The organism is Pedobacter frigidisoli, assembly GCF_004331675.1.
GTDB classification, from domain to species: domain Bacteria; phylum Bacteroidota; class Bacteroidia; order Sphingobacteriales; family Sphingobacteriaceae; genus Pedobacter; species Pedobacter frigidisoli.
In genome coordinates, this window is the sequence record NZ_SJSN01000001.1 from 118,462 (window position 1) to 141,201 (window position 22,740).

Consider the following 22,740-nt stretch of genomic DNA (forward strand, 5'->3'; position numbering starts at 1 on the left):
GTTTAAATAATTATTTGCAACTATACGTGAAATTATATTTCGAGTTGTAAGTGTAGTTACCAACTAAAGAACTATTTTTGAAATCTTTATATGCCTCTACAAGGGTTGCTGAAGTAACTTTGCTATCTACATCTTTAACATAAGTATATGTAATAATGCCTTCTGTCTTGTATGAAGCACCGCCACTAGTGTAATTTGTTGTAGAAGTAACCTTACTGATATTGTTTTTAGATGATTTACCTAAAAACTCTACTGGAATAAAATCATTAATTACTTGGTTTATTATTAGATTTATACGGAATAGATTTGTACTAGATAAATCTGAATTATACTCAAAAATATAGGTATCTGTATAAGAGCCATTAGTCATTGTAATGTTGGTTAAATTATTATTAGTATAACTTAAAACGTAGGTATCTTTCAAGCCTCCATTATAGTATTTAACCCCACTCAAATATCCATCAGCATTATAGGTATATTCATCATAAGCACTTCCCCCAACTTGAGTAGATTTTATTGCTCTTCCATTTAACAGAGTTACTTCAACTTTCTCATTATCTGAATTTACCGAAGATATTTTATCTGCAGAATAAGTAAAGTTCAGTGCATATTTATCTTCGACTATTTTTGATATCTTACCATTGGCATCGTAAGTTATGTTATCTGTCTCCTCTAATTTATTATCATCATAATATTCAATTTTTGTTACTTTACAATCTGGTGCAACAATAATAGGATCTTCTGTTTGATCTTTTTTACAACTCACAATACTGAAAGCAGCCACTGCTGCAACCATCAAAAATTTTAAATGTTTGTTCATATTTATCTGTTTTCTCTATATCTAGAGAAACATGATGCCAAAATAAAAAATTTAACATAAACAGCTAATTATAAGTATTTTGAAAAATTAATCGATTGCGAAAGCATTTCTAAACTCATAGATTTGTGAAATGATTTCCTCAAATGTGGGAAAGAAATCAACAGTGTCGAAATAAAAAAGCCACAACGAACGTTGCGGCTTAATATCTTAATTGAATGTTCAATCAGATTGGTGGACAAAATAAGTATTAAAATTTCTCTTTCTTTAACCAAGTGGCTAACAAATTAAACCAATCCACATCTGATGTTTTATTGATTAAGCCGAAGCCATGTCCGCCGTTTTCGTAAAGATAAATATCGGTATCTACATGGTGTTTCTTCAAGGCCTCATTCATTAAAATACTATTCGCAACCAGAACGGTTTTATCATCTTTTGCATGAACTAGAAATGTTGGCGGGGTTTTCTTCGTTACGTTTTTGTTTGCCGAAAAATAATGTTTTAAGCTATCGGATGGATTTGGACCTAACAAATTTTTCATCGTTCCTGTATGAACCGATTCTTCAAAACTAATTACCGGATAAATTAAAGCTGAAAAATTAGGACGAAGATCTATTTTTTCTGGGTTAACAATTTTAAGATCGTTGTAATGTGTAATTAATGTCGAAGCAAAATGACCGCCAGCAGAAAAGCCCATAATTCCAATTTTATTGCTTTTTAAGCCATACTTTTTTGCGTTCTTTCTGATCAGGTAAATGGCTTGTTGAGCATCTTGTAGTAAGTCGTATGTTTTATCGACCATAATTTGGTCGCTTGGCAAACGGTATTTCAACACAAAAGCAGTGATTCCAATGGCATTGAAGCGTTTGGCAACATCAGTTCCTTCATGACTAAAAGCCAATGCCGAATAACCACCACCCGGGCAAATAATTACAGCCGATCCATTTGCAATTTCCTTTGGCGCCTCGAAAACAGTTAACGTCGGGATTGAAACTTTTGTAACACTCAAGGTTCCATTGGTGCGAACTTCTGTGTTTTCTACATAAGTTGCTGGTGTTGGTTTTGCCCCAGGAATTTCACCTACATAAAGTGGAATAACTTCTTGTGCTTTAGAAAAGTTAACACTCATAAAAACCAAGATAAATAATATTGCTGATTTTGCCATTTGTATTCGTTTAAAACTCCATTAAATATGCTTTCAAAAAATCGTTTATATCGCCATTTAAAACGGCATCGGGGTTAGATGTTTGATAATTAGTACGGTGATCTTTCACCCGCCTATCATCCAAAACATAACTCCTAATTTGGGAGCCCCATTCTATTTTCTTTTTAGAACCCTCTACCAAAGCTGTTGCTTCATTGCGTTTGCGTTCCTCAATTTCGTAAAGTTGCGATTTTAATAACCGAATGGCATTTTCCTTATTCTGTAATTGAGATCTCGATTCCTGATTTTTAATAATAATGCCTGATGGTTTGTGGTACAAGCGAACCGCTGTTTCCACCTTGTTTACATTTTGTCCACCGGCGCCACCAGCCCTAAAAGTTTCAAACTCAATATCTGCAGGGTTAATATCAATCTGAATCGTATCATCTACCAAAGGATAAACATACACCGATGCAAATGAAGTGTGCCTGCGAGCGTTCGAATCGAAAGGAGAAATACGCACCAAACGATGTACGCCATTTTCGCCCTTTAAAAACCCATAAGAAAAGTCACCATCAAATTGTAGCGTAACCGATTTTATGCCGGCAATTTCACCCTCTTGACTATCCTGCTCTGTAATTTTATATCCGTTTTTTTCACCCCACATCATGTACATGCGCATCAGCATATAAGCCCAGTCGCAACTTTCGGTACCACCGGCTCCTGCGGTAATTTGCAATACCGCAGAAAGTTGATCTTCCTTACTGCGGAGCATATTTTTAAGTTCCAATTCTTCAACAGCGGTTTTGCTGATCAAAAATTGATCTTGCAATTCTGCTTCCGAAGCATCGCCAGATTGGAAGAACTCAAACATTACCGCAGCGTCTTCCACAGCGTTATTGGTTTGCGCAAAACCATCAGTCCATTTTTTCTTCGAACCTATTTCGGCAAGTATTTTTTCTGCTTTTTTTGGATCGTCCCAGAAATCGGGCGCCATGGTTAATTTTTCCTCTTCGCGGATGGCGTAAAGTAGCTCATCGACGTCAAAGATGCCTCCTCAGAGACGTTATTCTGTCTCTTAAATCCTGAATCTGTTCTTTGGTCATAATGGCAAATATAACAATGATTATAAATTAACCTGTAGGATATAAATAAAGATGGAAATAATTTCACACAAAAGCTCCAATACTAAACAGCTATTTTCCAATCAAAAAATCGATTTAGTAGATGTTAAAACTGTGTTAAATTTCAAAAAACATTGGGCAGTAACTAAATTTTTAGTAATTTCATTTCACTAATCAGATTATTGGTAACCAAATATACTTTAGGGAGTTGTGCGCTGTATTTTTCCTTTTTCTGATGACTAAATTTACCTAATCATCTTATTCACCAATGCTCAGAAAAACACCCTCTTCTATTTTTGTTTGCTTATTATTTGCTTTCAACCTTCAAGCCCAAACCAGTAAAGTAGATAGTTCCGAAATGGTAACGCTACGTATCGATCCTGATGCTGCCCGTGGTGCCGCCGTTTCGCAAATTTTCGACGAAGTGAAATTCATTCCATTAGAAACCACTAAGGAAAGTTTGTTTGGATCTATTAATCAACTTCGAACAACTAAAGATTGTTATGTAATTTATGACTACGATACCAAATCGGTTCTCATTTTTAATAGAGATGGCAAGTACAGGGCAAAAGTGAATAGTACAAAGGTTGTTGCCGATGCAGATGAAAAAGACAAGCAGGTTTTTTATGGCTTCAACCTAATCAAAAACAAGGATGAATCCTTAATTAGAATATCTTCTGGAAAAAACTATTTCTTTTTTGACTTGGATGGAAAATTAGTTAAAAAGGTAGCGGTAGGCAAAAGAAATACACTAGACAGATATATAAAATTTGCAGACAGCTTAACCACTATTGCACCGTATTATGTTTACAAGAATGGTAAGGATAGCACCAACTATGAAGTTGCGATCTTGAACGACAAAAAAGAAGTTGGACTTTACTTCCCTTTCGAGTCTGATCGTTTTGATAAAGATCAATACATGGGTGGAGGAAATCCTGTAACCGATTATGGAACAGATAATGAATTGTTTTACATTAGATATTACGAGTATAACCTTTATAAAATTAAGCCCAAATCAGTTTCTTTAGCTTATCATATTATTTTCCCCGCAAGTATTTCTATTCCGCAAAATTTTATGGATATGACAGAATACAAGAAAAAGCGGGTGGAATATTTCGAGAAAAACCCAAATCAAATCTACGGCATCAGCAATCCGTACTTAATTGGCAACAATATTTATTTTAAAACGAATACTTTGGGTTGGAGTCAAGACAAAAAAAATGCTTTAGTCTATAACCTGAAAAATGGTGATTTAACATCCCTTAAAAACCTTGAGCCAGATACACTCTCTCAGTTTTTACCTGTAACAGATGGAGGTTCATTTTATGATTTTAGTAATCATGGTTTTCATTCTTATGAGGATGGCTATTTATATACCAGCTACTCTTCTCTCGCCATGTTTAGCTACAAAGATTTAAATGCCGGCAAGGAAAGAAAGTATGACCCGATATTAACCAAGTTTTTTGAAACTCAAAACAAGAAAAGCAACCCAATTATCATTCAGTTAAAACCCAAAAAAAACTAAAGCGCTCTCATGCTCAATTTTCTTAAAATAGTTCTTGCGTTAGCATTCGTAATAACTGTCAATACTGCTTCAGCGCAGCAAAGTAAACCCATATTACCTGGCGCTACAAAAGGAATCTTGCGAGATACTGCTCATAATTATGTTTTAAAATCAGCAACGGTTTCAGTTTATAAACTTGCAGATAGTAGCTTGGTTAGCTACCAAATAAGCAACAATTATGGAGAGTTTAGTTTTAAAAATCTTCCAGTTGGCGTATCGCTTCGATTAGATGTTAGCCATGTGGCTTATCAAACATTGAGGAAAAAATTTACCATCCCTAACGATAAAAATTTTATCGATTTAGGCACCTTAATTATTAACCCAAAAGATAATACCCTTGATGAAGTTACAGTAACTATACCTCCTATTACGATGAATGGCGATACGCTAGAATTTAACGCCGCAGCATTTAAGCTGGATAGCAATGCCGTTGTTGAAGATTTGTTAAGAAAAATTCCCAATGTTACGCTTTGGGGCGATGGGCAAATAACGGTGAATGGCCGAGTGGTGAAAAGTGTATTGGTAAACGGAAAACCTTTCTTTGGTGGCGATGCAAAAGTGGCTACACAAAATATTGCGAAGAATGCTTTAGAGAAAATTCAAGTTTATAATACTGTAAAGGATAAAAATAATCCGCTTGATTCTACCCTAACCGTAAACCTAAAACTGAAAAAGGGGAAGGAACTTGGTTATTTTGGTAAAGTTGGAGGTGGTTATGGAACTGATCATCGATATGAAGCCGATGCTAGTTTCAATGTTTTTTCGCCGAAAATGCAATTGGCAATTGTGGGAGCGAGTAATAATATTAACAAATCGCTTAACAACGTAAATACATTAATTAATAATAGCACATTTAAGGGCGTTGGAACAAATGTAGAATACCAACCAGATTTTAGGGCTTCGGGGATTAACCAACCCAATGCCGGAGGCGTTAAATTTACCTATAATTTTGTAGAGAAACCCAGTTGGGAAAACAAGAATACCGTAACATCTAGTTATTTTATTCAGAACACGAATAATGATTTTGTAAGTAATTCTGAAACCACAACATCGATCAACACAACTGATAAAATTTATGAGCAAAACACCAATACAAGCTCAAATATAAATAATAACCAAAATTTTGATGCTAAATATGAATTGACGAAGAAAAATAAAGCTTTAACCATAAGCCATAATTTATCGAGAAACAAGGGCGAGAATACAAATGAGACTTTCAGGAATGCGCTTAATACTCAAAATGTTCTCACCAGTACAAACAATACTTTTAATCAAAGTAGCTTCGACAATTCGAGATTTAACTTTCAGGTCGATTTTAGGTTGTCGCAAAATTACATGAAACCAAAACGGATAAAAGGCGTAAATATATCTTATGCTATTACAGTAAATGATAATGAGAACAATAGATCGAATTTAACTGACTTTACTTCTTTTACAAATGCGGCATCGAATAGAAGATTCGATAGGCGGTACGAAACCAAATACAATTCCGTTTATCAACAAATAAACCTAGAGTTACCAAACTTAAAATCCTTATTTTTTGGCAAAAGCGAGCTTGGAGGAATCGATTTTCAATTATCAAACTCGCTTAACCTAAATAATAGAAAAGATGATAACCAAGTACAGGATTTAAATACTATAGCCAATAGTTATTTAAACAATGCTTACCTCAGCAACCATGTTGAAACCAATTTCATTGAAGAAACACCGGGATTAACTATTACTAAATCATTTTACAAAAGTCTATCGAACCGTTACAATAAAAACCTGACTTTAAATTTCGCACCGAAGCAGAAACTCATTCATCAGGAAAATAAATCTCAACGATCCTTTCAAAATATCACCAGAAATTATCAACGGTTTATGCCAGATGCATCCATCAATTATTCTGATAATCAATATGGGGAATATTACAAAAGTTATAGCGTAAACTTTAATACGAAAGTTAGACTTCCATCAATCGATCAGCTGGCACCGCTAACGGATAGTACGAACTTATACTCCTTGCAAAGAGGAAATATAAACTTACGAGAAGCGGTGGATAGGGAGATTAGCCTGAGTATAAATCATTATGACCAGACCAATAAGAATACGCTTAATTACAATTTGAGCATGACAGCTGGTTTTACCAATGATCAAATTGTTGATAGCACTTTTATTGATGACCAAAACCGAAGAACCAATTTTCTAACGAACGCTGATGGAAATCGGTATTTGAATTTTTATGGAGATGCCCGTAAAGCTTTTAAATTCAAAACATCAGAGTTGCAGATCAACTTAAATTCGCAAATAAGCAATACAAAAACACCGGGATATACCAATTCGCTTTTTGCTTTTTCCAAAAACTTTACCACCAATACTGGCCTTACTGTGAATTATACCTACAAAAGTTACTTAGCCCTCGCCATTGGCCAAACCTACGGCACTTATCGATCGAAACAAGAGGCGTTTAACACAGAATATAGTGGTGTAAATAAAGCGAGCACATTAAGTTCTAGCTATAACATTACAAAGAAATTTACACTGAATACAAACATCAGCTTTAACCAAAGTTCGTCATCCAACGCCGACGATATCAATTTTACCATTTGGAATGCTAGTGCAATTTACCGCTTTTTAAAAGGGAACAATGCTGAATTTAAGCTTTCTGCTTTGGATATACATCACCAGAATACTAGCATTATTAATTATGGAAGTGGCAATAGCTTCACCGTGGGATCGAGAAATGTGCTCCAACAATATTTTATGGCCACTTTCTCCTATTACCCAAGGCAGTTTGGAAAGAAAGCTGCGGTGAAAAAATAAATTGACCGATCATTAAACCTTTGGCACTTTCCAACATCTATGTTACAAAAGCAATAGGGCCCTTTGCTATCACTAACCTTAATTAAATTATTATGAAAATGAAATTATTAGGAGTTTTATTTATTGCTAGTATGGCAATTGGCTCAACAGTGATGGCTCAAAACGTTACACCTAAACAAGTGCACAAACTCGATAGAAAAAGAGTAAAGGCAGGCGTTAAAAGTGGGGAGCTTACAAAACCAGAAGTTAAAGATATTAGAAGCGATAACCGCGAATTAAAAGCTGACGTAAGAAATGCAAAAGCAGATGATCAGGTTACGAGAGCAGAAAAGAGAAATATTGTTAAAGACGAGGCTAAACTAAGTCGCAATATTTACGTTAAAAAGCATAACTCCCGTACTCGTGGGTAACTGCAATGAACCATAAAAAGGGTTGTTTGAATCATTTTCAAACAACCCTTTTTTTATTTCTTCATCAACATATAATCTAGTGTCAGATTAGAAAGTAATTTCACGCCTAAAACGAATCCACTTTCATCAAGATAAAAATCTGGTGTATGGTGCGATGGCGCTTTCAACGGATCTTTGCCTTTTGACATTCCGCCTAAAAAAACAAACAAGCCAGGTATTTTTTCTTGGAAGAAAGAGAAATCTTCAGCTCCGGTAACTGGCGGCCTCAATAAAACATGATCGGTTCCAGCAGTTGCACGCATACTTGTCAGCATTTTCTCAGTTAAAGCGATATCGTTAAAAGTAACTGGATAATGGTTGCTGTAAGGAATTTTCACTTCGGCTGTAGCACAACCAGCTTCGGCAGTTTTCGTTACAATGGTTTTAATTCTCTCGATAAACATGGCCTCGTCTTCCTTACTGAAATTACGGACCGTACCCAACATTTCTACCTTTTCCGGAATGATATTAGAGCGAACACCACCGTTAATGGCACCGATGGTAACCACGCCCGGGTTTTCGGTAACGTTTAAATTTCTACTTACAATGGTTTGCAAACTGTTTATAATTTGCGCAGAAATCACAACTGGATCGATACTGCTCCAAGGATAAGCTCCATGCGCTTGTCTGCCAGTTACCGTAATCTTCATATCATTTACTGCGGCCATTGTTCCACCTGGACGATAGGTTACATTGCCAACTTCAGTTTGAGAATTGATGTGCAGGCCGAAAATAGCTTCGACCTTTGGATTTTCTAAAACATCTTCTTTAATCATCAAAGCAGCTCCGCCTTCCTCTCCTGCCGAAACGCCTTCTTCTGCAGGCTGAAAAATAAACTTCACTGTTCCTGGAATATCCTTTTTCATAGAAGCCAAAACTTCGGCAACACCCATTAAAATGGCAACATGACTATCGTGACCGCAAGCATGCATTACCCCAACTTCTTGCCCGTTGTATTTTGTTTTTACTTTTGATGCAAAAGGAACATCAACGCGTTCGGTCACTGGCAAACCGTCCATATCAGCTCGAAGGGCAATTACAGGACCAGGTTTTCCACCTACTAAAATCCCTACAACTCCAGTTTTTGCAACGCCAGTGGTTACTTTAATTCCTAAAGATTCTAAATGTTTTGCGATGATTCCGGCTGTTCTAACTTCGTTATTTCCCAATTCTGGGTGTTCGTGAAAATCTCTTCGCCATGTGATAACTTTTTGCTCAAGTGCATCGGCTTTTTTAGCAACAGCTAATCGCAATTCTGATTTTTGGGCGAAAGAATTGATCGATATAAAAGATAAAATGATTAGGTATATTTTCTTCATGAAAGGTTTGATTTAGTTTAGGATGCACTAATCTAATCAATTTCAATTAAATCGATACCACGAATAAAGAAAAGCAATTCAATACGAAGGCTTATTGAAGATTTTTACTTCATTAGATATTTTAGCTTAATTCAACTTCTGTTGTTTCTGCTTCTAAAGTTCTTCCATCGGATAAAGTAATTACAATCTTGAACTTATGCTTCTTACTAACGGTTGGGGCTACTTGAAGAAAGATACCTTCATAAAAATCATAGGAAGAAATGTAGCCCATATCCTTTGATGATTTGATATAATCAATTATAGGGAGTAGTTTATCATATCTTTTAGCCTTAAAATATAAACTAAGATCGGTGTTTTTGGGATGAGTGGAATCAAAATCCTGATCTGAAAATACCTTCAGAGATAAAATGCCCTCTTTGGCGATAAAATCATCTTCAGGGCATTTGCAAGCGTAAGCAGATTGCATTAATCCCCAAGAAATCTGTGGTTTACTTAAAGTGAGTTGCTGTGTTAACAACTGAATTTGGATACCATATTTAGTACTAGCGATTATTCCAGTATTTGTAACACTTGGCTGCGGCAAAGCGGAGTCCATATTTTTGAGAGAAATTCCCTTATTGGTGTAGTAAATTGTTCTTATCGGCGGACAATTGCAATTTACACAGGCCACAATGAGTTGCGCCATCAGCGCTAAAATAAAAACATATAATATTTTTTTAATCATATGAAGCGTGAGTTGTTAACCCAAATATAATAAAAAAGCCACGTGCTGACATTGGAATTTTGTCTTAACCTTTTTTGAAAACGATAATCCTACGTCCATAAACATCACAAGCAATAACATCTCCATTGGTTGCAATTGTTACATCAACCAAGTTCAAAAATTGTCCTTGTCCTATTTTTTCCTGCACGTCACCAGTTTCATCAGATTTTATGATAAAGCCCTCAGAATTTGCTAAAAATAGATTATCACCATACGCACGAATACCATGTATATAACCTTTAACAGGATAAATTTTCAAAAACTTACCACTTTTATCAAATACTTCAACACGGCCATTCCTAGTATCAGAAACATAAATTTTACCTTTCAAATAACAGATGCCAAATGGAGCATTGAAATCGCCAGCCCCAGCTCCTTGTTTTCCAAATTTCAATAAGAGATTTCCATTTTGATCATACTTTTTAACCCGATGATTAACTCCATCAACAATCCAGATATTCTGCTCGTCATCTATCGTGATACACTCTATGTTGCCAAAATTACTATCTCCAGTGCCATAAGTGCCCCACTCCCTAATTAACTGCTTATTTGAGTTAAAGATCTGAACATAGCTACTGCTTTGTGTTCGTGTAGCAATATAATTTCCATTACTAAAAAAAGCTACCGCACGAGCGCCTGAGCCAGAATAAAATTGTTCGATAAAACTTCCTGATGAATCAAATTTTAAAACTCTATTGAATCCTTCATCACTAACGTAGATATTATTTGCACCATCAACCTCCACGTGCATATTAAAATTAAACTGCGTGGGGCCATTTCCCTCAGAACCAAAGGTTAATACCTTGTAATAAGTTGATACTGAGGTATAACCAAAATCTGCATCACTAAACCGACTGTATGATGAATTGGTATTGAAAGTTCGAACCTTATAAAAATTTTTGGTTAATGATTTAGGGATAGATGTATCATCAAAAGTGGTATCTGCTAGCTCTTTCAGCAATAAATACTTTTGTGTAGAATTATCGAATTTCCACAGCTGATATTTTTGAGCAAGTGGCATTGGCGTCCAGGTTATTGTAATTCTAGATCCATAAACACCCTTTGTAGCCCTTAAGTTTATTGGCCTATCAACATCAAGTGTATCTGTAATTTTTATGGTATCTCTTATAGTTTTGGTTTCTATTTGGGTTTGAACTTCTTTCTCGCAAGAAGAAAACAGCACCACAAAAAAAGAGAGACAAATTATTGCCTGGAAAGAGAGCGACTTAAACATTTCTTAAAAAATTTTGCTAAAGATAATAATTCAATTTATAAAAAATTATCCTCAGCAAAATAGACATTAGTTAAACATTCCTTTCAACTTATCCAAAATCCCGCCATCAGGTTGTGCAGTTCCATCTGGATTAGTTTGCTGTGCTTGTCCGCCTCCATTAAACATTCCAATCACATCGCTCACCTCAAACTTTCCATCACTTCCACCAGCCAATTTGCCAAGAATATCTTGAATATTAAAAGAACTATCATTTGGATCGGCAGTTTTTTGAGTCAGCTTGCCAACAATCATTGGAATAACACTAGCTGCAATACTTTTTGCCGTTTCTGCATTAATGCCCAATCCCGCCAGTTTATCGGTAAAACTGCCGGCAGCTTGTTGTGCTACAGCAGAGTTTTCTGCATTTCCCGAATTAAAAGCATCGGCCACAGCACCAACATTTCCCGTGGAAAGCTGATCTTTTAGCGTATCGAAAATTGAAGTTGAGGCCGCTTGAATAACCTCTTCATTCTGTTCGTTTGGAATCTCGCTATTATTAATAACAGCGTCCTGTACGTTTTCACGCACCAATTGATTTAAATTTTCTAACATAATTTCTCGTTATTGATTAAAAAATGAACGGATCTATCAACAGGGACTGTAGTTAAAGTTACGTTTTTATCTGCATTAAAAATTCTTAATAATTTTTGAACAATAAAAAGACAGTTTTAAATTTTTGCTTTATTACTTTTACAAAAAACAAAGATTATGTTACCAAAAATAAATTTTACCGAAACAGCAGCTTATAAATACTTGGCTGATCATTTTATAGACATCAATCAGAAAAATATTAAGGATCTTTTTGCTGAAGATGCAGATCGTTTTAATAAGTTTTCTGTTTTTTTTGAAGATATTTTGCTCGATTACAGCAAGAACAGAATTAGTGACGAAACTTTAGCATTATTGATGCAGTTGGCTCGTGAGTGTAAATTAGACGAGGCCATTAAATCGATGTATGCTGGTGATAAAATTAATGAAACTGAAGATCGTTCTGTGCTTCACGTCGCTTTGCGTAACCTAAGCAACACCCCAATTTTGGTTGATGGTAAAGATGTAATGCCTGAGGTAAATGCTGTTTTAGCTAAGATGGAGAAATTTAGCAATAGCATCATCAGTGGAGAATGGAAAGGTTATACAGGTAAAGCAATAACTGATGTAGTAAACATCGGGATCGGCGGTTCAGATTTAGGTCCGGTAATGGTTACCGAAGCTTTAAAGCACTATAAAAATCATTTAAACATCCACTTTGTTTCTAATATCGATGGAACACATATTGCAGAAACACTTGAAAATTTAGATGCGGAAACGACCTTATTTTTGGTAGCTTCAAAGACCTTTACCACTCAAGAAACCATGACTAACGCACATTCTGCTCGTTCATGGTTTTTAGAAAAAGGTGGAAAAGAAGACGATATTGCCAAGCATTTTGCGGCACTATCAACCAATGCAAAAGATGTTTCTGCCTTTGGAATCGATACCGAAAACATGTTCGAGTTTTGGGATTGGGTTGGCGGTCGTTACTCTTTGTGGAGTGCAATTGGCTTATCGATTTCGTTGAGCATTGGTTTCGCTAACTTTAAAGAATTACTTGCGGGTGCACATGCGACAGATAATCATTTTAAAACAGCAGAATTTGAAAGCAACCTGCCAGTAATTTTAGGCTTGCTTGGTGTTTGGTATATCAATTTCTACAATGCAGAAACACAGGTTATTTTACCATACGATCAATACATGCATCGCTTTGCGGCCTATTTCCAACAGGGAGATATGGAAAGTAATGGTAAACATGTAGATAGAAACGGCAACGAAGTTGATTATGAAACCGGTCCGATTATTTGGGGTGAGCCAGGTACGAATGGCCAACATGCCTTTTATCAATTAATTCACCAAGGAACTCGAATTATTCCAGCAGATTTCATTGCACCAGCACAAAGCTTAAATCCGCTAGGCGATCATCATCCAATTTTACTTTCTAACTTCTTTGCGCAAACGGAGGCCTTAATGAATGGTAAAACCGAAGAAGAAGTTATTGCCGAATTGAAAAAAGATGGTAAATCTGATGAAGAAATTAAAACCATCGCTCCTTTTAAAGTATTCGAAGGCAATCGCCCAACCAATTCAATTTTACTAAAAAAAATTACGCCATATAGCTTAGGTAGCCTAGTCGCCATGTACGAACATAAGATTTTTGTTCAGGGTGTTATTTGGAATATCTTTAGTTTCGATCAATGGGGTGTGGAACTTGGTAAGCAATTGGCCAAAAAAATTCTCCCAGAATTGGCTGGAGATGAAAAAATCGCCAGTCACGATAGTTCTACAAATGGCCTAATAAACCAGTATAAATCCTGGAGATAAAATATATCTTAAAAAAAGCGAGTTTAATACTCGCTTTTTTTGTTTTAATCCATAATTTAGCCCATCCTTATTTCTACTTCACAGGTAGTAAATCCAAATTAACTTATTTAAGAAATAATCTCTCGCACTCGCCTTTGATCATTTCGAATCATTAAAAAACAAATTACTAATGAAAAAAAGAATTCTTTTTGCTTTGGCTATTTCCGGTCTGTGCTTAAGTGCTTCTGCCCAAAAAGTACAGTTTACGGAATTTGACTTAGACAATGGTCTGCATGTCATTTTACACCAAGACAAAACCGCCCCAGTTGTTGCCGTTTCGGTAATGTATCATGTTGGCTCTAAAGATGAGGAAACTCAACGAACAGGTTTCGCACACTTTTTCGAACACTTGTTATTCGAGGGTTCTGATAACATAAAACGTGGTGAGTTTATGAAATTAGTGAGCAGCAATGGCGGACAAAACAATGCCAACACTTCTCAAGACCGTACATTTTACTACGAAGTTTTTCCATCTAACCAATTGGAATTAGGTTTATGGTTGGAGAGTGAAAGAATGATGCACCCAGTAATTAACGAAGTTGGTGTAAAAACACAGAATGAAGTAGTTAAGGAAGAAAAACGCTTACGTATTGACAATGCTCCATACGGAAAATTTACAGAGAAAATCTTCTCTCATTTGTTTGATGGCCATCCTTATCGTTGGCAGCCCATCGGCTCTATGGAACATTTAGATGCCGCAAAGCTGGAGGAATTTATCGCTTTCTTTAAAAAATATTACATCCCAAATAACGCAGTTTTAACCATTGCTGGCGATTTGGATGTTGATAAGACAAAGGCATTGGTAAAATCATATTTCGCTGAAGTTCCAAAAGGTGCTCCAGTGGTACATAAGGAGATTAAATTACCAGAAATCACAAAAGAAATTATCGATACTGCTTACGATGCCAATATTCAAATCCCTGCAATTTTCGCTGCGTACCGCGTACCGGGAATGAAAAGCAGAGATAGCAAGGTTTTGGAAATGATCAGTTCAATTTTATCTGGCGGTGGTAGCTCGAGGTTAAGCACTAAAATGGTTGATGAAAAGAAAACAGCACTGCAAGTTGCTGCTTTTAATTATTCACTAGAAGATTATGGCGCATACATCACTTTAGCTCTTCCAAATAATAATACACCACTTAACGATTTATTGAAAGATATCGACGTAGAAGTTTTACGCCTGCAAACTGACTTAATTAGTGAAAGCGATTACAAAAAACTGCAGAATAAATTCGAGAACGATTACGTAAGTGCAAACAGTAGAATGCTTGGCGTTGCAGAAAACTTAGCGGCTGGTTATACTTTCCACGATAAGGATACAAATGACATCAACAAGGAATTGGAGACTATCAGATCGATAACTCGAGAAGAAATTAGGGATGTTGCCAAAAAATACTTGGGCAAAAACCAAAGAGTTGTATTGTATTACTTACCAAAGAAATAAGCTGAGCGCTTTTCATATTAATTATTAAGATCATGAAGAAAATATTCATTATAGCTGCAGTTTCCTTATTGGCTCAAGGTATTTCAGCACAAACAATAGATCGAAGCCATAAACCAAAGCCTGGTCCGGCGCCCGTTATTACATTCGGCGATCCTGTTATTTATAAATTAGCCAACGGCATAACCGTTTTGGTGGTAGAGAACCACAAACTCCCAAAAGTATCGGCAAGTTATAGCATCGATGCTGGTCCGATTACAGAAGGCACAAAAGCTGGCGTAGTTGGTTTAATGGGAAGTATGTTAAATGAAGGTACAACGACCAAAACCAAGGCACAATTCGATGAAGCGGTAGATCAATTAGGTGCAGATGTTGGCGCTAATGCATCTGGAGGTTCTGCTTCGGCATTAACCCGTTATTTTCCTCAGGCCTTTGCCCTAATGGCAGAAAGTATTCGCAAACCAGCATTTCCAGCGGCTTCATTTGAGAAATTAAAATCGCAAAATATTACGAACTTAAAATCTAGCGAGAAAAGTGCAAAGGCTATTTCTGGTCGTGTGGTAAATGCACTCGTTTATGGCAAAAATCATCCAAACGGAGAATTTGAAACCGAAGTTTCCATTGCTGGATTAACTTTAGCTGATGTTAAGGCTGCTTATGGAAAATACGTAACTCCATCTCGTGGTTACTTAACTTTTGTAGGCGATATTAAACCAGAAGCTGCAAAAGCATTGGCAGAGAAAGCATTTGGCGATTGGAAAGGCACTAATTTAAGCTTGCCAGTATTGGCGAAAGTTAGTAATCCTGCTAAAACCGAGGTTGATGTTATTAATGTAAGTAATGCAGTTCAATCTGAAATTACGGTGGTTAACCTAATCGATTTGCCAATGAGCAATCCAGATTATTTTCCACTTTTATTGGCCAATCAAATTTTGGGTGGTGGTTCAGAATCGAGATTATTTATGAATCTACGTGAGAAACACGCCTTTACTTATGGTGCTTACTCGAGCACAGGAGCTGGTCGTTTTCAATCGAAGTTTTCTGCAAATGCTGCGGTTAGAAACGAAAAAGTGGATAGCGCAGTAGTAGAGTTTTTGAATGAGATTAAAAACATTCGTACAGATAAGGTTTCTGCTGATGAATTACAAAACGCAAAAAATCTTTTCAATGGATCTTTCGCTTTGGGCTTAGAAAACCCAGCCCGTACAGCTGGTTTTGCGAGCAATATTTTAATCAATAACTTACCAAAAGATTTCTACCGTACCTACTTGCAAAAAGTAAATGCCGTTACCACTGATGATATTTTAAGGGTTGCAAAGAAATATTATAACTATGACAATACACTTATTGTCATAGTTGGTAAAACCGATGCTTTTGAAGCAGGATTAAAAAAAGCAGGATTTACAGTAAATCAGTTTGATAGTTTTGCAGCTCCAGCGAAAGCCGTAGCAGCCACAAGTACAGCAACAACAAAATCTGCAAAAGAAGTAATTGCAAGTTACATCACGGCAATAGGTGGCGAGGCTGCAATTAAAAAAATCACTTCGTTACAACAAAATGGAGAGATGGATATGCAAGGCCAAAAACTAACCGTTACCATTAAAAACATGGCACCGAACGCAAGTAGCATGGAGATTTCGATGGCAGGACAAACAGCCATGAAACAAGTTTTTAACGGAACAACTGGTTACGCCATGCAAATGGGTCAGAAAGCTGAATTAACAGGCGATGATCTTACTGAAAAGAAAGAAGATAAGGGTTTTGTAAACCAATTGTTTTATGCAACAGATGGTACAAAAGTTGAATCGGCCGGAACTGCAAAAGTTGGAACCGCTGATGCTTATAAATTATTAATCACTTCTCCATCGGGCAAAAAGAAAACAGAATATTACGATGTAAAATCTGGTTTACTTTTAAAGGATGAGAAAACGGTAACTAAGGGTACTGTAGAAATCAGCCAATCAACGGAGTATGCTGATTATAAAAAAGTTGGTGATGTTTTATTTCCACACACCTTAACTCAAAGTGTTCAAACTCCACAAGGTGCACAAGAGTTTGCAATCGTAATTAAAGAGATCAAAATCAATCCTCCATTTAAGGCAGAAGATTTTAATTAGAACTACTTTTCAATAAATTTTACGGAAGCCGTTGCATAAAAATGCAACGGCTTCTTTTTTTTATTTTTTTTCCAAGCAACCATAATAAAATGGCAAACGTAATCAACCTGAATTCAATAGTAATTCAAATTGAAAAATTTTTGCACATGTAAAAACCATCCCAATTTTTCATTTATTCTTATTGGTTAAAAGATAACTGAGGTAGGTAGCAGGTTTTTCGATAAAGACAAAACATAAATTTATCCCGCAAGCCATGACATCTAAAAACAAGGTTTTAGCAATTCTCATTATTGCATTTTTTACAATGCTTTGCATTTCAGTAAAAGCCCAAAGTTATCTTTCAAGCAACGTTAAAACAAGTTTCTTTTCATCTACTCCAATAGAAGATATCAAAGCGGCAAGCAATAAAACAACTGCGGTGCTCATTGCCAAAACGGGTGAGTTTGCCTTTCTGGTTTCGATGAAAAGCTTCGAGTTTGAAAAGAAATTGATGCAAGAGCATTTCAACGAAAATTATATCGAAAGCGATAAATATCCTACAGCATCATTTAAAGGAAATATCCAACCCAATATCGATTGGAGTAAGGATGGCGAATATAATGTTGTGGCAAAAGGCATACTAAGTGTTCATGGGGTAAGTAAGCCAAGAACAATAGCCACAAAAATTTCTCTTAAAAATGGAATAGCTACCATTGCTTCAGCTTTCGATGTAGCCTGTGTAGATCACGATATTAAAATCCCAACATTGGTTTTCACCAAAATCGCGAAAGTAATTAGCGTAAAAGTTAATGGAACCCTTACTCAAAAACCCTAAATACATGTTAAAAACCGCTACTCTTATTGCGCTTGCTGTTTTGCTAAACGGCAATATCTATGCACAATCAGCAGATTCATTGCTTAAAACAATGACAGATTCTACTAAAATTAAAACACTGAATCCAACATTTAAATCAACCAGAATTGTGCTTTCACAATCTACAGAAACACAAAAGAAGCACGATTTAGATATGAGGATCCGTCACCATTTTGGAGATATTGGTGGCGAGTTTGGGAGCGCACATACACTTTATGGTCTTGATGTTGCTACCGATTTATTTATAGGTTTCGATTATGGCATTACCGATAAACTTACCGTAAGTATCGGTAGAAGCAAGCACAATGAGCTTTACAATGGCTTTATAAAATATAAACTACTAGAACAGGGCGGAGGAAAAAATGGAAATATACCGATCAACATTACCTTTTTAGCTCAAATGGGATGGATTGCCCGAGAACCTATTGCAACAACGGAATTTCCAAGCTATGCCAATCGCTTTACCTATTTCTTACAACCTATTTTTTCTCGAAAAATTAGTCAGCGAATATCATTACAAATTGCTCCAGCGGTGCTGCTTAGAAAAAACACAACAGAATCTCGTGATCCAGATAACTTATTTAGTATCGGCTTTGCCGGAAGAGCCAAATTAACGAAGCGTTTATCATTTGTAGCAGATTACACGTTTGTAAATGGTTTGAATCGACCGTCAGATTTAGCGCAGAAATTCTATAATCCATTGGGTGTAGGATTGGAAATTGAAACTGGCGGCCACGTATTCTCGCTCAATTTTATGAATTCGGAATACATATCAGAAAACAGTTTTATTCCCGACACCAAAAAATCGTGGAAGCATGGAGGCGTTCGATTTGGCTTTACCATATCAAGAAACTTCACCTTGTTTAAATCAAAAGATAAAGACCTTCAATCTAAAATATACTAACAAAAAAATTATGGAACGTAACGAATTTATCAAATCATTAGGCTTGGGCGTTGCCTTAGTATGCACGGGTTCGTGCTTTTCAGCTTGTGGAAAAAAGAGCGACACTCCAACTCCCGATCCAGCTGGTGGCGGAACACCGGGAACAACTGCAAGTGTAGATTTAAGCACTCAAATATTAACTGTTGGTGCATCTCTGGTGGTTAAAAGTATTTTATTTATTCGCACCGCCACAGGAAATGCAGCAAGCTCATTCTCTGCAACGCAAGCCATTTGCCCACATCAAGGTGGCGCTTTAAGTTTTATACAGGCTAGTAATTACATTCAATGTTCATTACATGCGGCAAGATATACAACTGCGGGTTCTATTCTAGCCCAACCGAGTGATGGTGGTACAACAACTGCATTGAAAGTTTATCCGCTAACCATTTCAGGGAATACACTTACAGCAACAACTTAGTTTTTGTTTTTTAGGGTTAAGCAGTATCATCTTTTTGGTACTGCTTTTTTCGTAAAAGTGGTTTTTTAAACCGATACATTTTGGCCTTTTACATCAAATGCATCTCGCAAACCGATAGCCAAAACATTAAAGGCATATACCGTTAACATAATGGCCAATCCTGGCAAAATGGCTAAATAAGCGGCATCCATAATGATGTAACCATAATGCTCCTTAATCATACTTCCCCAACTTGGCATGGGCGGTTGGGCACCGAAACCCAAAAAGCTTAAACCTGTTTCTAATAAAATGGCAGATGCAAAATTGGATGAGGCAACAACTAAAATTGGCCCGGCAATATTTGGCAAAATGTGTTTAATAATCGTCCTACTTGTGCTAAAACCTAATGCTCTGGCTGCTTCTACGAACTCTACTTCCTTAAGTGCCATTACTTGTCCGCGTACCAAACGAGCAACATCTACCCAGGTAGATAATCCAACTGCGATAAATATTTGCCAGAAACCTTTACCCAAAGCGAATGAGATGGCAATAACGAGGAGCAATGAAGGTAGTGACCAAACTACATTCATAAACCAACTGATAGAGGCATCAATTTTACCACCAAAATAACCTGCGACAGCGCCTAAAGTCACGCCAATAAACAAGGAAATTAAAACTGCCATTAAACCTACGGAGAGCGAAACCCGAATGCCTAATATCAATCTGCTTAATAAATCCCGACCATAGATATCTGTACCTAACCAATATGTTTTTTCATATACATTAAATTTTTCAAACAATGTGGCTGGAGTTCCTAATTTGGAATATGGCATACATCTAGGGCATATTTCGCTTAACTTGTAGCTAATCTCTTGCGCTTTCTCCTCTTCGCCGATGTAAGGCGTTATGAAAACATCATTGTTTACGATTCTGTAAGATGTAATTGGAATACTTGAGATATCTGACTTTTGCCCCTCTAGCATCCGCTCAAAAAAACCAACCTGTTTTACATTGGGATTTTTGCCAACAATAATAAATTTAAAAGTTCGCCCAGGTTTCTTTTTATTTAATTGTAAAACCTGCGTATTGGCATAAGGCGTATGATCTGGAGTAATCAAATAGCCCAAAACGCCAATTAGCATCAACAATAAAATAAAAATGAGACCGCCAAAAGCAAGCTTATTTCTTTTAAATTTTATCCAAACCTTCTTCGATGGGCTATTATCCATTATCTAACCATTCTGCCTTTCCAATTGTACTTCCCACTATTTCCGGCAATACCGATGTAAACCATATAAAGTACATGCAAAACATTTAAAATAGGGATTAAAACGAGTAAACTTCGCCTTTTTGCAAAGCCTGTTACATCCCATAAAAATAATGTTTCTAAAACCATTTTAACCAATAATTGATAAAATGTGATGGTTAAAAAACCCGGAAGAAATAAACCTGTAATAAAGTTTGCTAAAATGCTGAGGTTGAAGATCCAAATCAATACACCCAAAACTATAATAGCCTTATTTTTATAACGTGTACTTTTCGATGCCCACCGTTTTCTTTGCTGGATAAACGACCTTAAATTCTCCTTGGCATGCGTGTAAACAATGGCTTCTCGGTTTTTCAAAAAGCCAATTTTATCAGGATATTTTGCGGCGATTTTGTGCAATAATAATTCATCATCACCAGAAGCTAAATCATCTATTCCCTGAAAGCCACCAACCTCGTAAAAGGTAGATTTTTCGTAAGCCAAGTTTGCGCCATTACAAGTTGATGGTTGTTTATTTCCAATAGTTGATGCGCCCAAGCCAATTAAATAAAGAAATTCTAAAGATTGTAACCGTTCAAAAAAGCTCTTTTCCTCGAAATAGGCTACCGGAGAAGAAATCATTTTATAACCTTTATCCTCATAAAAATTTACAACAGATGTAAGCCATTTTGTACCCATTACACAATCAGCATCAGTAGTAATTATTAAACTACCAGAACAAGAACCAATGGCCGTTTGAATGGCTTTTTTCTTATAAGAATTAAGAGCCCTGTCTTCATTTAGCTTAATGAGCCTCACTCCCCTATCGCGATATGATTCTACTATTTCGGCTGTTTTATCCGTAGAGTGGTCATCAATGAAAATAATTTCCGTTAAGTGTTTCGGATAGTCTTGGCCGACTAAAGCATCAATTGTTCTCTTAATGTTTAGCTCCTCATCGCGAGCAGCAACAATAACCGAAACTTTAGTGTTAAGTTCTAATTTGCTGGCTATAAAAAATGTTAAACTGTGCCAACCTTTAATAAAACTAAGCACGAGAGAACCGTAGATTAAGGTTAAGGCAGCGGATATTAGACTAATTAGTTTTAAGATTTCCAAAAAAGTTAAGTTTAAAGACGAAATATGAGCCTAAGATAGCAGGAATAATAATATTTATGAGCCAAATACTCGCAGTACACGCAATAACAGCCACATGTTGATCCGTAACATGTTTAAATAATTCTACCGCAGTTACGCTTCTAATTCCAACATCAAACAAATCTAAGGAAGGCAAAGCAGATTGTACCAAGAACAAGAGGCAAGTCATCATTACGATATCTGCATATTGCAAACCCGGAATTAACCACACAAATAAAATGAAATATTGAGAACTGAAAACGATATATCTCGCCAAGCAAAATAAGATGATTCGAAAAAGTTCACCTTTTCGATACCTACCTAAAATACTGTAAAACTTCTTATATTTTCTAGTGAATTTAAAGGAGAGTAGCATTCCATTTAACCAGCGGATGTTGAAATAAAACACCAAAAAGAACAGGGCGAAAATGGTGGCAAAGAATACAATTGCAATGAAAAACACATTGTCCATCGGGACAAATCTATAAATGAAAAAACAGGCAGCAATGGCTCCAAAAACGTTCGTTAAAACCAACTGACCAATACTTCCTACAGACATGGCCACTATTCCAACTATTCTTCTTTTTGGGGATAGAAAGAAAACCCTGCCTCCATATTCACCCAACCTATTGGGCGTGAAGATTGCCAAAGTTAAGCCACAGAAGACAGATTCTATTGCCCTGTAAAAGCTGATGCTTTCGATATGGCTCATTAATCGTTTCCATTTCGCAGCTTCTAAAAACCAGTTTACAAACATGAGCAAAACTACCAGCCCAATTACAGTTACAATCTCAGTTGTGGGAATATCTTTTAAGAGTGATCTAAAATCTTCGAGGTTTTTATTCGCAACGAGTTTATGGTAGATAAACCAAAAGGCAAATACTACGATTGCAATTTTTATAAGGATTGATAATATTTTTTTGTTCTTGCCTGTCAAGATGCTCTTTTTAGATT

The 22,740-nt window shown here is 36.3% G+C and carries 19 protein-coding genes; 9 read left to right on the forward strand and 10 right to left on the reverse strand.

Translation table 11 applies throughout. The annotated features are described in order from the left end of the window. Positions 1–10: 10 nt before the first annotated feature. From EZ449_RS00405 to prfB, 3 genes are all read right to left on the reverse strand, one after another. The gene (locus EZ449_RS00405; protein ID WP_131555986.1) at positions 11–796 is read right to left on the reverse strand and encodes a DUF4595 domain-containing protein; all 786 of its coding nucleotides are present in this window, start codon (positions 794–796) and stop codon (positions 11–13) included. A gap of 271 nt (positions 797–1,067) precedes the next feature. Then, complete coding sequence (locus EZ449_RS00410; protein ID WP_131555987.1) at positions 1,068–1,982, reverse strand: alpha/beta hydrolase; 915 nt, start codon at positions 1,980–1,982, stop codon at positions 1,068–1,070. A gap of 10 nt (positions 1,983–1,992) precedes the next feature. Continuing rightward, a protein-coding gene (gene prfB, locus EZ449_RS00415; protein ID WP_131555988.1) for a peptide chain release factor 2 occupies positions 1,993–3,067 on the reverse strand; the annotation gives its coding sequence in 2 pieces (ribosomal slippage) (positions 1,993–3,006 and positions 3,008–3,067; 1,074 coding nt in all). A 286-nt stretch (positions 3,068–3,353) separates the two neighbouring features. On the opposite strand from prfB, the gene EZ449_RS00420 reads away from it, so the two are divergent. The 3 genes from EZ449_RS00420 to EZ449_RS00430 all read left to right on the forward strand — a co-directional run bounded on the left by EZ449_RS00420 (position 3,354) and on the right by EZ449_RS00430 (position 7,864). Continuing rightward, a complete protein-coding gene (locus tag EZ449_RS00420) occupies positions 3,354–4,610 on the forward strand; it encodes a 6-bladed beta-propeller (RefSeq protein ID WP_131555989.1) in 1,257 nt (418 codons plus the stop codon). Between the two features lie 9 nt (positions 4,611–4,619). Continuing rightward, positions 4,620–7,454 (forward strand): TonB-dependent receptor, encoded by a 2,835-nt coding sequence (locus tag EZ449_RS00425; protein ID WP_131555990.1) that lies wholly within the window; start codon positions 4,620–4,622, stop codon positions 7,452–7,454. A 98-nt stretch (positions 7,455–7,552) separates the two neighbouring features. Beyond that, positions 7,553–7,864 carry a hypothetical protein gene (locus EZ449_RS00430; protein ID WP_205942914.1) on the forward strand — a complete coding sequence of 104 codons (312 nt, stop codon included), beginning with the start codon at positions 7,553–7,555 and terminating at the stop codon, positions 7,862–7,864. 53 nt (positions 7,865–7,917) lie between these two features. On the opposite strand, the gene EZ449_RS00435 is transcribed toward EZ449_RS00430, so the two are convergent. The 4 genes from EZ449_RS00435 to EZ449_RS00450 form a co-directional block, all read right to left on the reverse strand. After that, the gene (locus EZ449_RS00435; RefSeq protein WP_131555991.1) at positions 7,918–9,222 is read right to left on the reverse strand and encodes an amidohydrolase; all 1,305 of its coding nucleotides are present in this window, start codon (positions 9,220–9,222) and stop codon (positions 7,918–7,920) included. Positions 9,223–9,343: 121 nt separating this feature from the next. Beyond that, entirely contained in the window at positions 9,344–9,946 is a 603-nt protein-coding gene (locus EZ449_RS00440; RefSeq protein ID WP_131555992.1) for a DUF5034 domain-containing protein, read from the reverse strand. A 64-nt stretch (positions 9,947–10,010) separates the two neighbouring features. Then, entirely contained in the window at positions 10,011–11,219 is a 1,209-nt protein-coding gene (locus EZ449_RS00445) for an NHL repeat-containing protein (RefSeq protein WP_131555993.1), read from the reverse strand. Positions 11,220–11,285: 66 nt separating this feature from the next. Further along, positions 11,286–11,810, reverse strand: coding sequence for a DUF937 domain-containing protein (locus EZ449_RS00450; protein WP_131555994.1), 525 nt, complete (start codon positions 11,808–11,810; stop codon positions 11,286–11,288). Positions 11,811–11,966: 156 nt separating this feature from the next. Here EZ449_RS00450 and pgi point away from each other — a divergent pair, with 156 nt between their 5' ends. The 6 genes from pgi to EZ449_RS00480 all read left to right on the forward strand — a co-directional run bounded on the left by pgi (position 11,967) and on the right by EZ449_RS00480 (position 19,424). Continuing rightward, positions 11,967–13,613, forward strand: a complete 1,647-nt coding sequence (gene pgi, locus EZ449_RS00455) for a glucose-6-phosphate isomerase (RefSeq protein WP_131555995.1) — start codon at positions 11,967–11,969, stop codon at positions 13,611–13,613. A gap of 169 nt (positions 13,614–13,782) precedes the next feature. Continuing rightward, on the forward strand, positions 13,783–15,096 hold the full coding sequence (locus EZ449_RS00460) for a M16 family metallopeptidase (RefSeq protein WP_131555996.1): 1,314 nt from the start codon (positions 13,783–13,785) through the stop codon (positions 15,094–15,096). Between the two features lie 32 nt (positions 15,097–15,128). Further along, entirely contained in the window at positions 15,129–17,210 is a 2,082-nt protein-coding gene (locus tag EZ449_RS00465; protein ID WP_131555997.1) for a M16 family metallopeptidase, read from the forward strand. Between the two features lie 253 nt (positions 17,211–17,463). Then, a complete protein-coding gene (locus tag EZ449_RS00470) occupies positions 17,464–18,024 on the forward strand; it encodes a YceI family protein (protein WP_205942915.1) in 561 nt (186 codons plus the stop codon). Positions 18,025–18,028: 4 nt separating this feature from the next. Beyond that, positions 18,029–18,967, forward strand: a complete 939-nt coding sequence (locus EZ449_RS00475) for a DUF5777 family beta-barrel protein (RefSeq protein WP_131556446.1) — start codon at positions 18,029–18,031, stop codon at positions 18,965–18,967. 10 nt (positions 18,968–18,977) lie between these two features. Beyond that, positions 18,978–19,424, forward strand: a complete 447-nt coding sequence (locus EZ449_RS00480) for a QcrA and Rieske domain-containing protein (protein ID WP_131555998.1) — start codon at positions 18,978–18,980, stop codon at positions 19,422–19,424. Between the two features lie 65 nt (positions 19,425–19,489). Here EZ449_RS00480 and EZ449_RS00485 read toward each other — a convergent pair whose 3' ends face one another. The 3 genes from EZ449_RS00485 to EZ449_RS00495 are packed head-to-tail and all read right to left on the reverse strand — an operon-like array spanning position 19,490 to position 22,723. Then, positions 19,490–20,632 (reverse strand): ABC transporter permease, encoded by a 1,143-nt coding sequence (locus tag EZ449_RS00485; protein ID WP_131555999.1) that lies wholly within the window; start codon positions 20,630–20,632, stop codon positions 19,490–19,492. Continuing rightward, a complete protein-coding gene (locus tag EZ449_RS00490; RefSeq protein ID WP_131556000.1) occupies positions 20,632–21,768 on the reverse strand; it encodes a glycosyltransferase family 2 protein in 1,137 nt (378 codons plus the stop codon). Before EZ449_RS00490 ends, EZ449_RS00485 begins: the two co-directional genes overlap by 1 nt. After that, entirely contained in the window at positions 21,746–22,723 is a 978-nt protein-coding gene (locus EZ449_RS00495; RefSeq protein ID WP_131556001.1) for a lysylphosphatidylglycerol synthase domain-containing protein, read from the reverse strand. The genes EZ449_RS00490 and EZ449_RS00495 overlap by 23 nt, the downstream gene beginning before the upstream one ends. Between the last annotated feature and the right edge of the window lie 17 nt (positions 22,724–22,740).

What these genes read in the sequence shown, in the direction of transcription:
- EZ449_RS00405 (WP_131555986.1), bottom strand. Translation starts at nt 796, where the DNA reads ATGGTTGCAGCAGTGGCTGCTTTCAGTATTGTGAGTTGTAAAAAAGAT.
- EZ449_RS00450 (WP_131555994.1), bottom strand. Translation starts at nt 11,810, where the DNA reads ATGTTAGAAAATTTAAATCAATTGGTGCGTGAAAACGTACAGGACGCT.
- EZ449_RS00420 (WP_131555989.1), top strand. Translation starts at nt 3,354, where the DNA reads ATGCTCAGAAAAACACCCTCTTCTATTTTTGTTTGCTTATTATTTGCT.
- EZ449_RS00470 (WP_205942915.1), top strand. Translation starts at nt 17,464, where the DNA reads ATGACATCTAAAAACAAGGTTTTAGCAATTCTCATTATTGCATTTTTT.
- EZ449_RS00460 (WP_131555996.1), top strand. Translation starts at nt 13,783, where the DNA reads ATGAAAAAAAGAATTCTTTTTGCTTTGGCTATTTCCGGTCTGTGCTTA.
- EZ449_RS00430 (WP_205942914.1), top strand. Translation starts at nt 7,553, where the DNA reads ATGAAATTATTAGGAGTTTTATTTATTGCTAGTATGGCAATTGGCTCA.
- EZ449_RS00480 (WP_131555998.1), top strand. Translation starts at nt 18,978, where the DNA reads ATGGAACGTAACGAATTTATCAAATCATTAGGCTTGGGCGTTGCCTTA.
- EZ449_RS00435 (WP_131555991.1), bottom strand. Translation starts at nt 9,222, where the DNA reads ATGAAGAAAATATACCTAATCATTTTATCTTTTATATCGATCAATTCT.
- EZ449_RS00445 (WP_131555993.1), bottom strand. Translation starts at nt 11,219, where the DNA reads ATGTTTAAGTCGCTCTCTTTCCAGGCAATAATTTGTCTCTCTTTTTTT.
- EZ449_RS00475 (WP_131556446.1), top strand. Translation starts at nt 18,029, where the DNA reads ATGTTAAAAACCGCTACTCTTATTGCGCTTGCTGTTTTGCTAAACGGC.
- EZ449_RS00425 (WP_131555990.1), top strand. Translation starts at nt 4,620, where the DNA reads ATGCTCAATTTTCTTAAAATAGTTCTTGCGTTAGCATTCGTAATAACT.
- EZ449_RS00410 (WP_131555987.1), bottom strand. Translation starts at nt 1,982, where the DNA reads ATGGCAAAATCAGCAATATTATTTATCTTGGTTTTTATGAGTGTTAAC.
- EZ449_RS00440 (WP_131555992.1), bottom strand. Translation starts at nt 9,946, where the DNA reads ATGATTAAAAAAATATTATATGTTTTTATTTTAGCGCTGATGGCGCAA.
- pgi (WP_131555995.1), top strand. Translation starts at nt 11,967, where the DNA reads ATGTTACCAAAAATAAATTTTACCGAAACAGCAGCTTATAAATACTTG.
- EZ449_RS00465 (WP_131555997.1), top strand. Translation starts at nt 15,129, where the DNA reads ATGAAGAAAATATTCATTATAGCTGCAGTTTCCTTATTGGCTCAAGGT.
- EZ449_RS00485 (WP_131555999.1), bottom strand. Translation starts at nt 20,632, where the DNA reads ATGGATAATAGCCCATCGAAGAAGGTTTGGATAAAATTTAAAAGAAAT.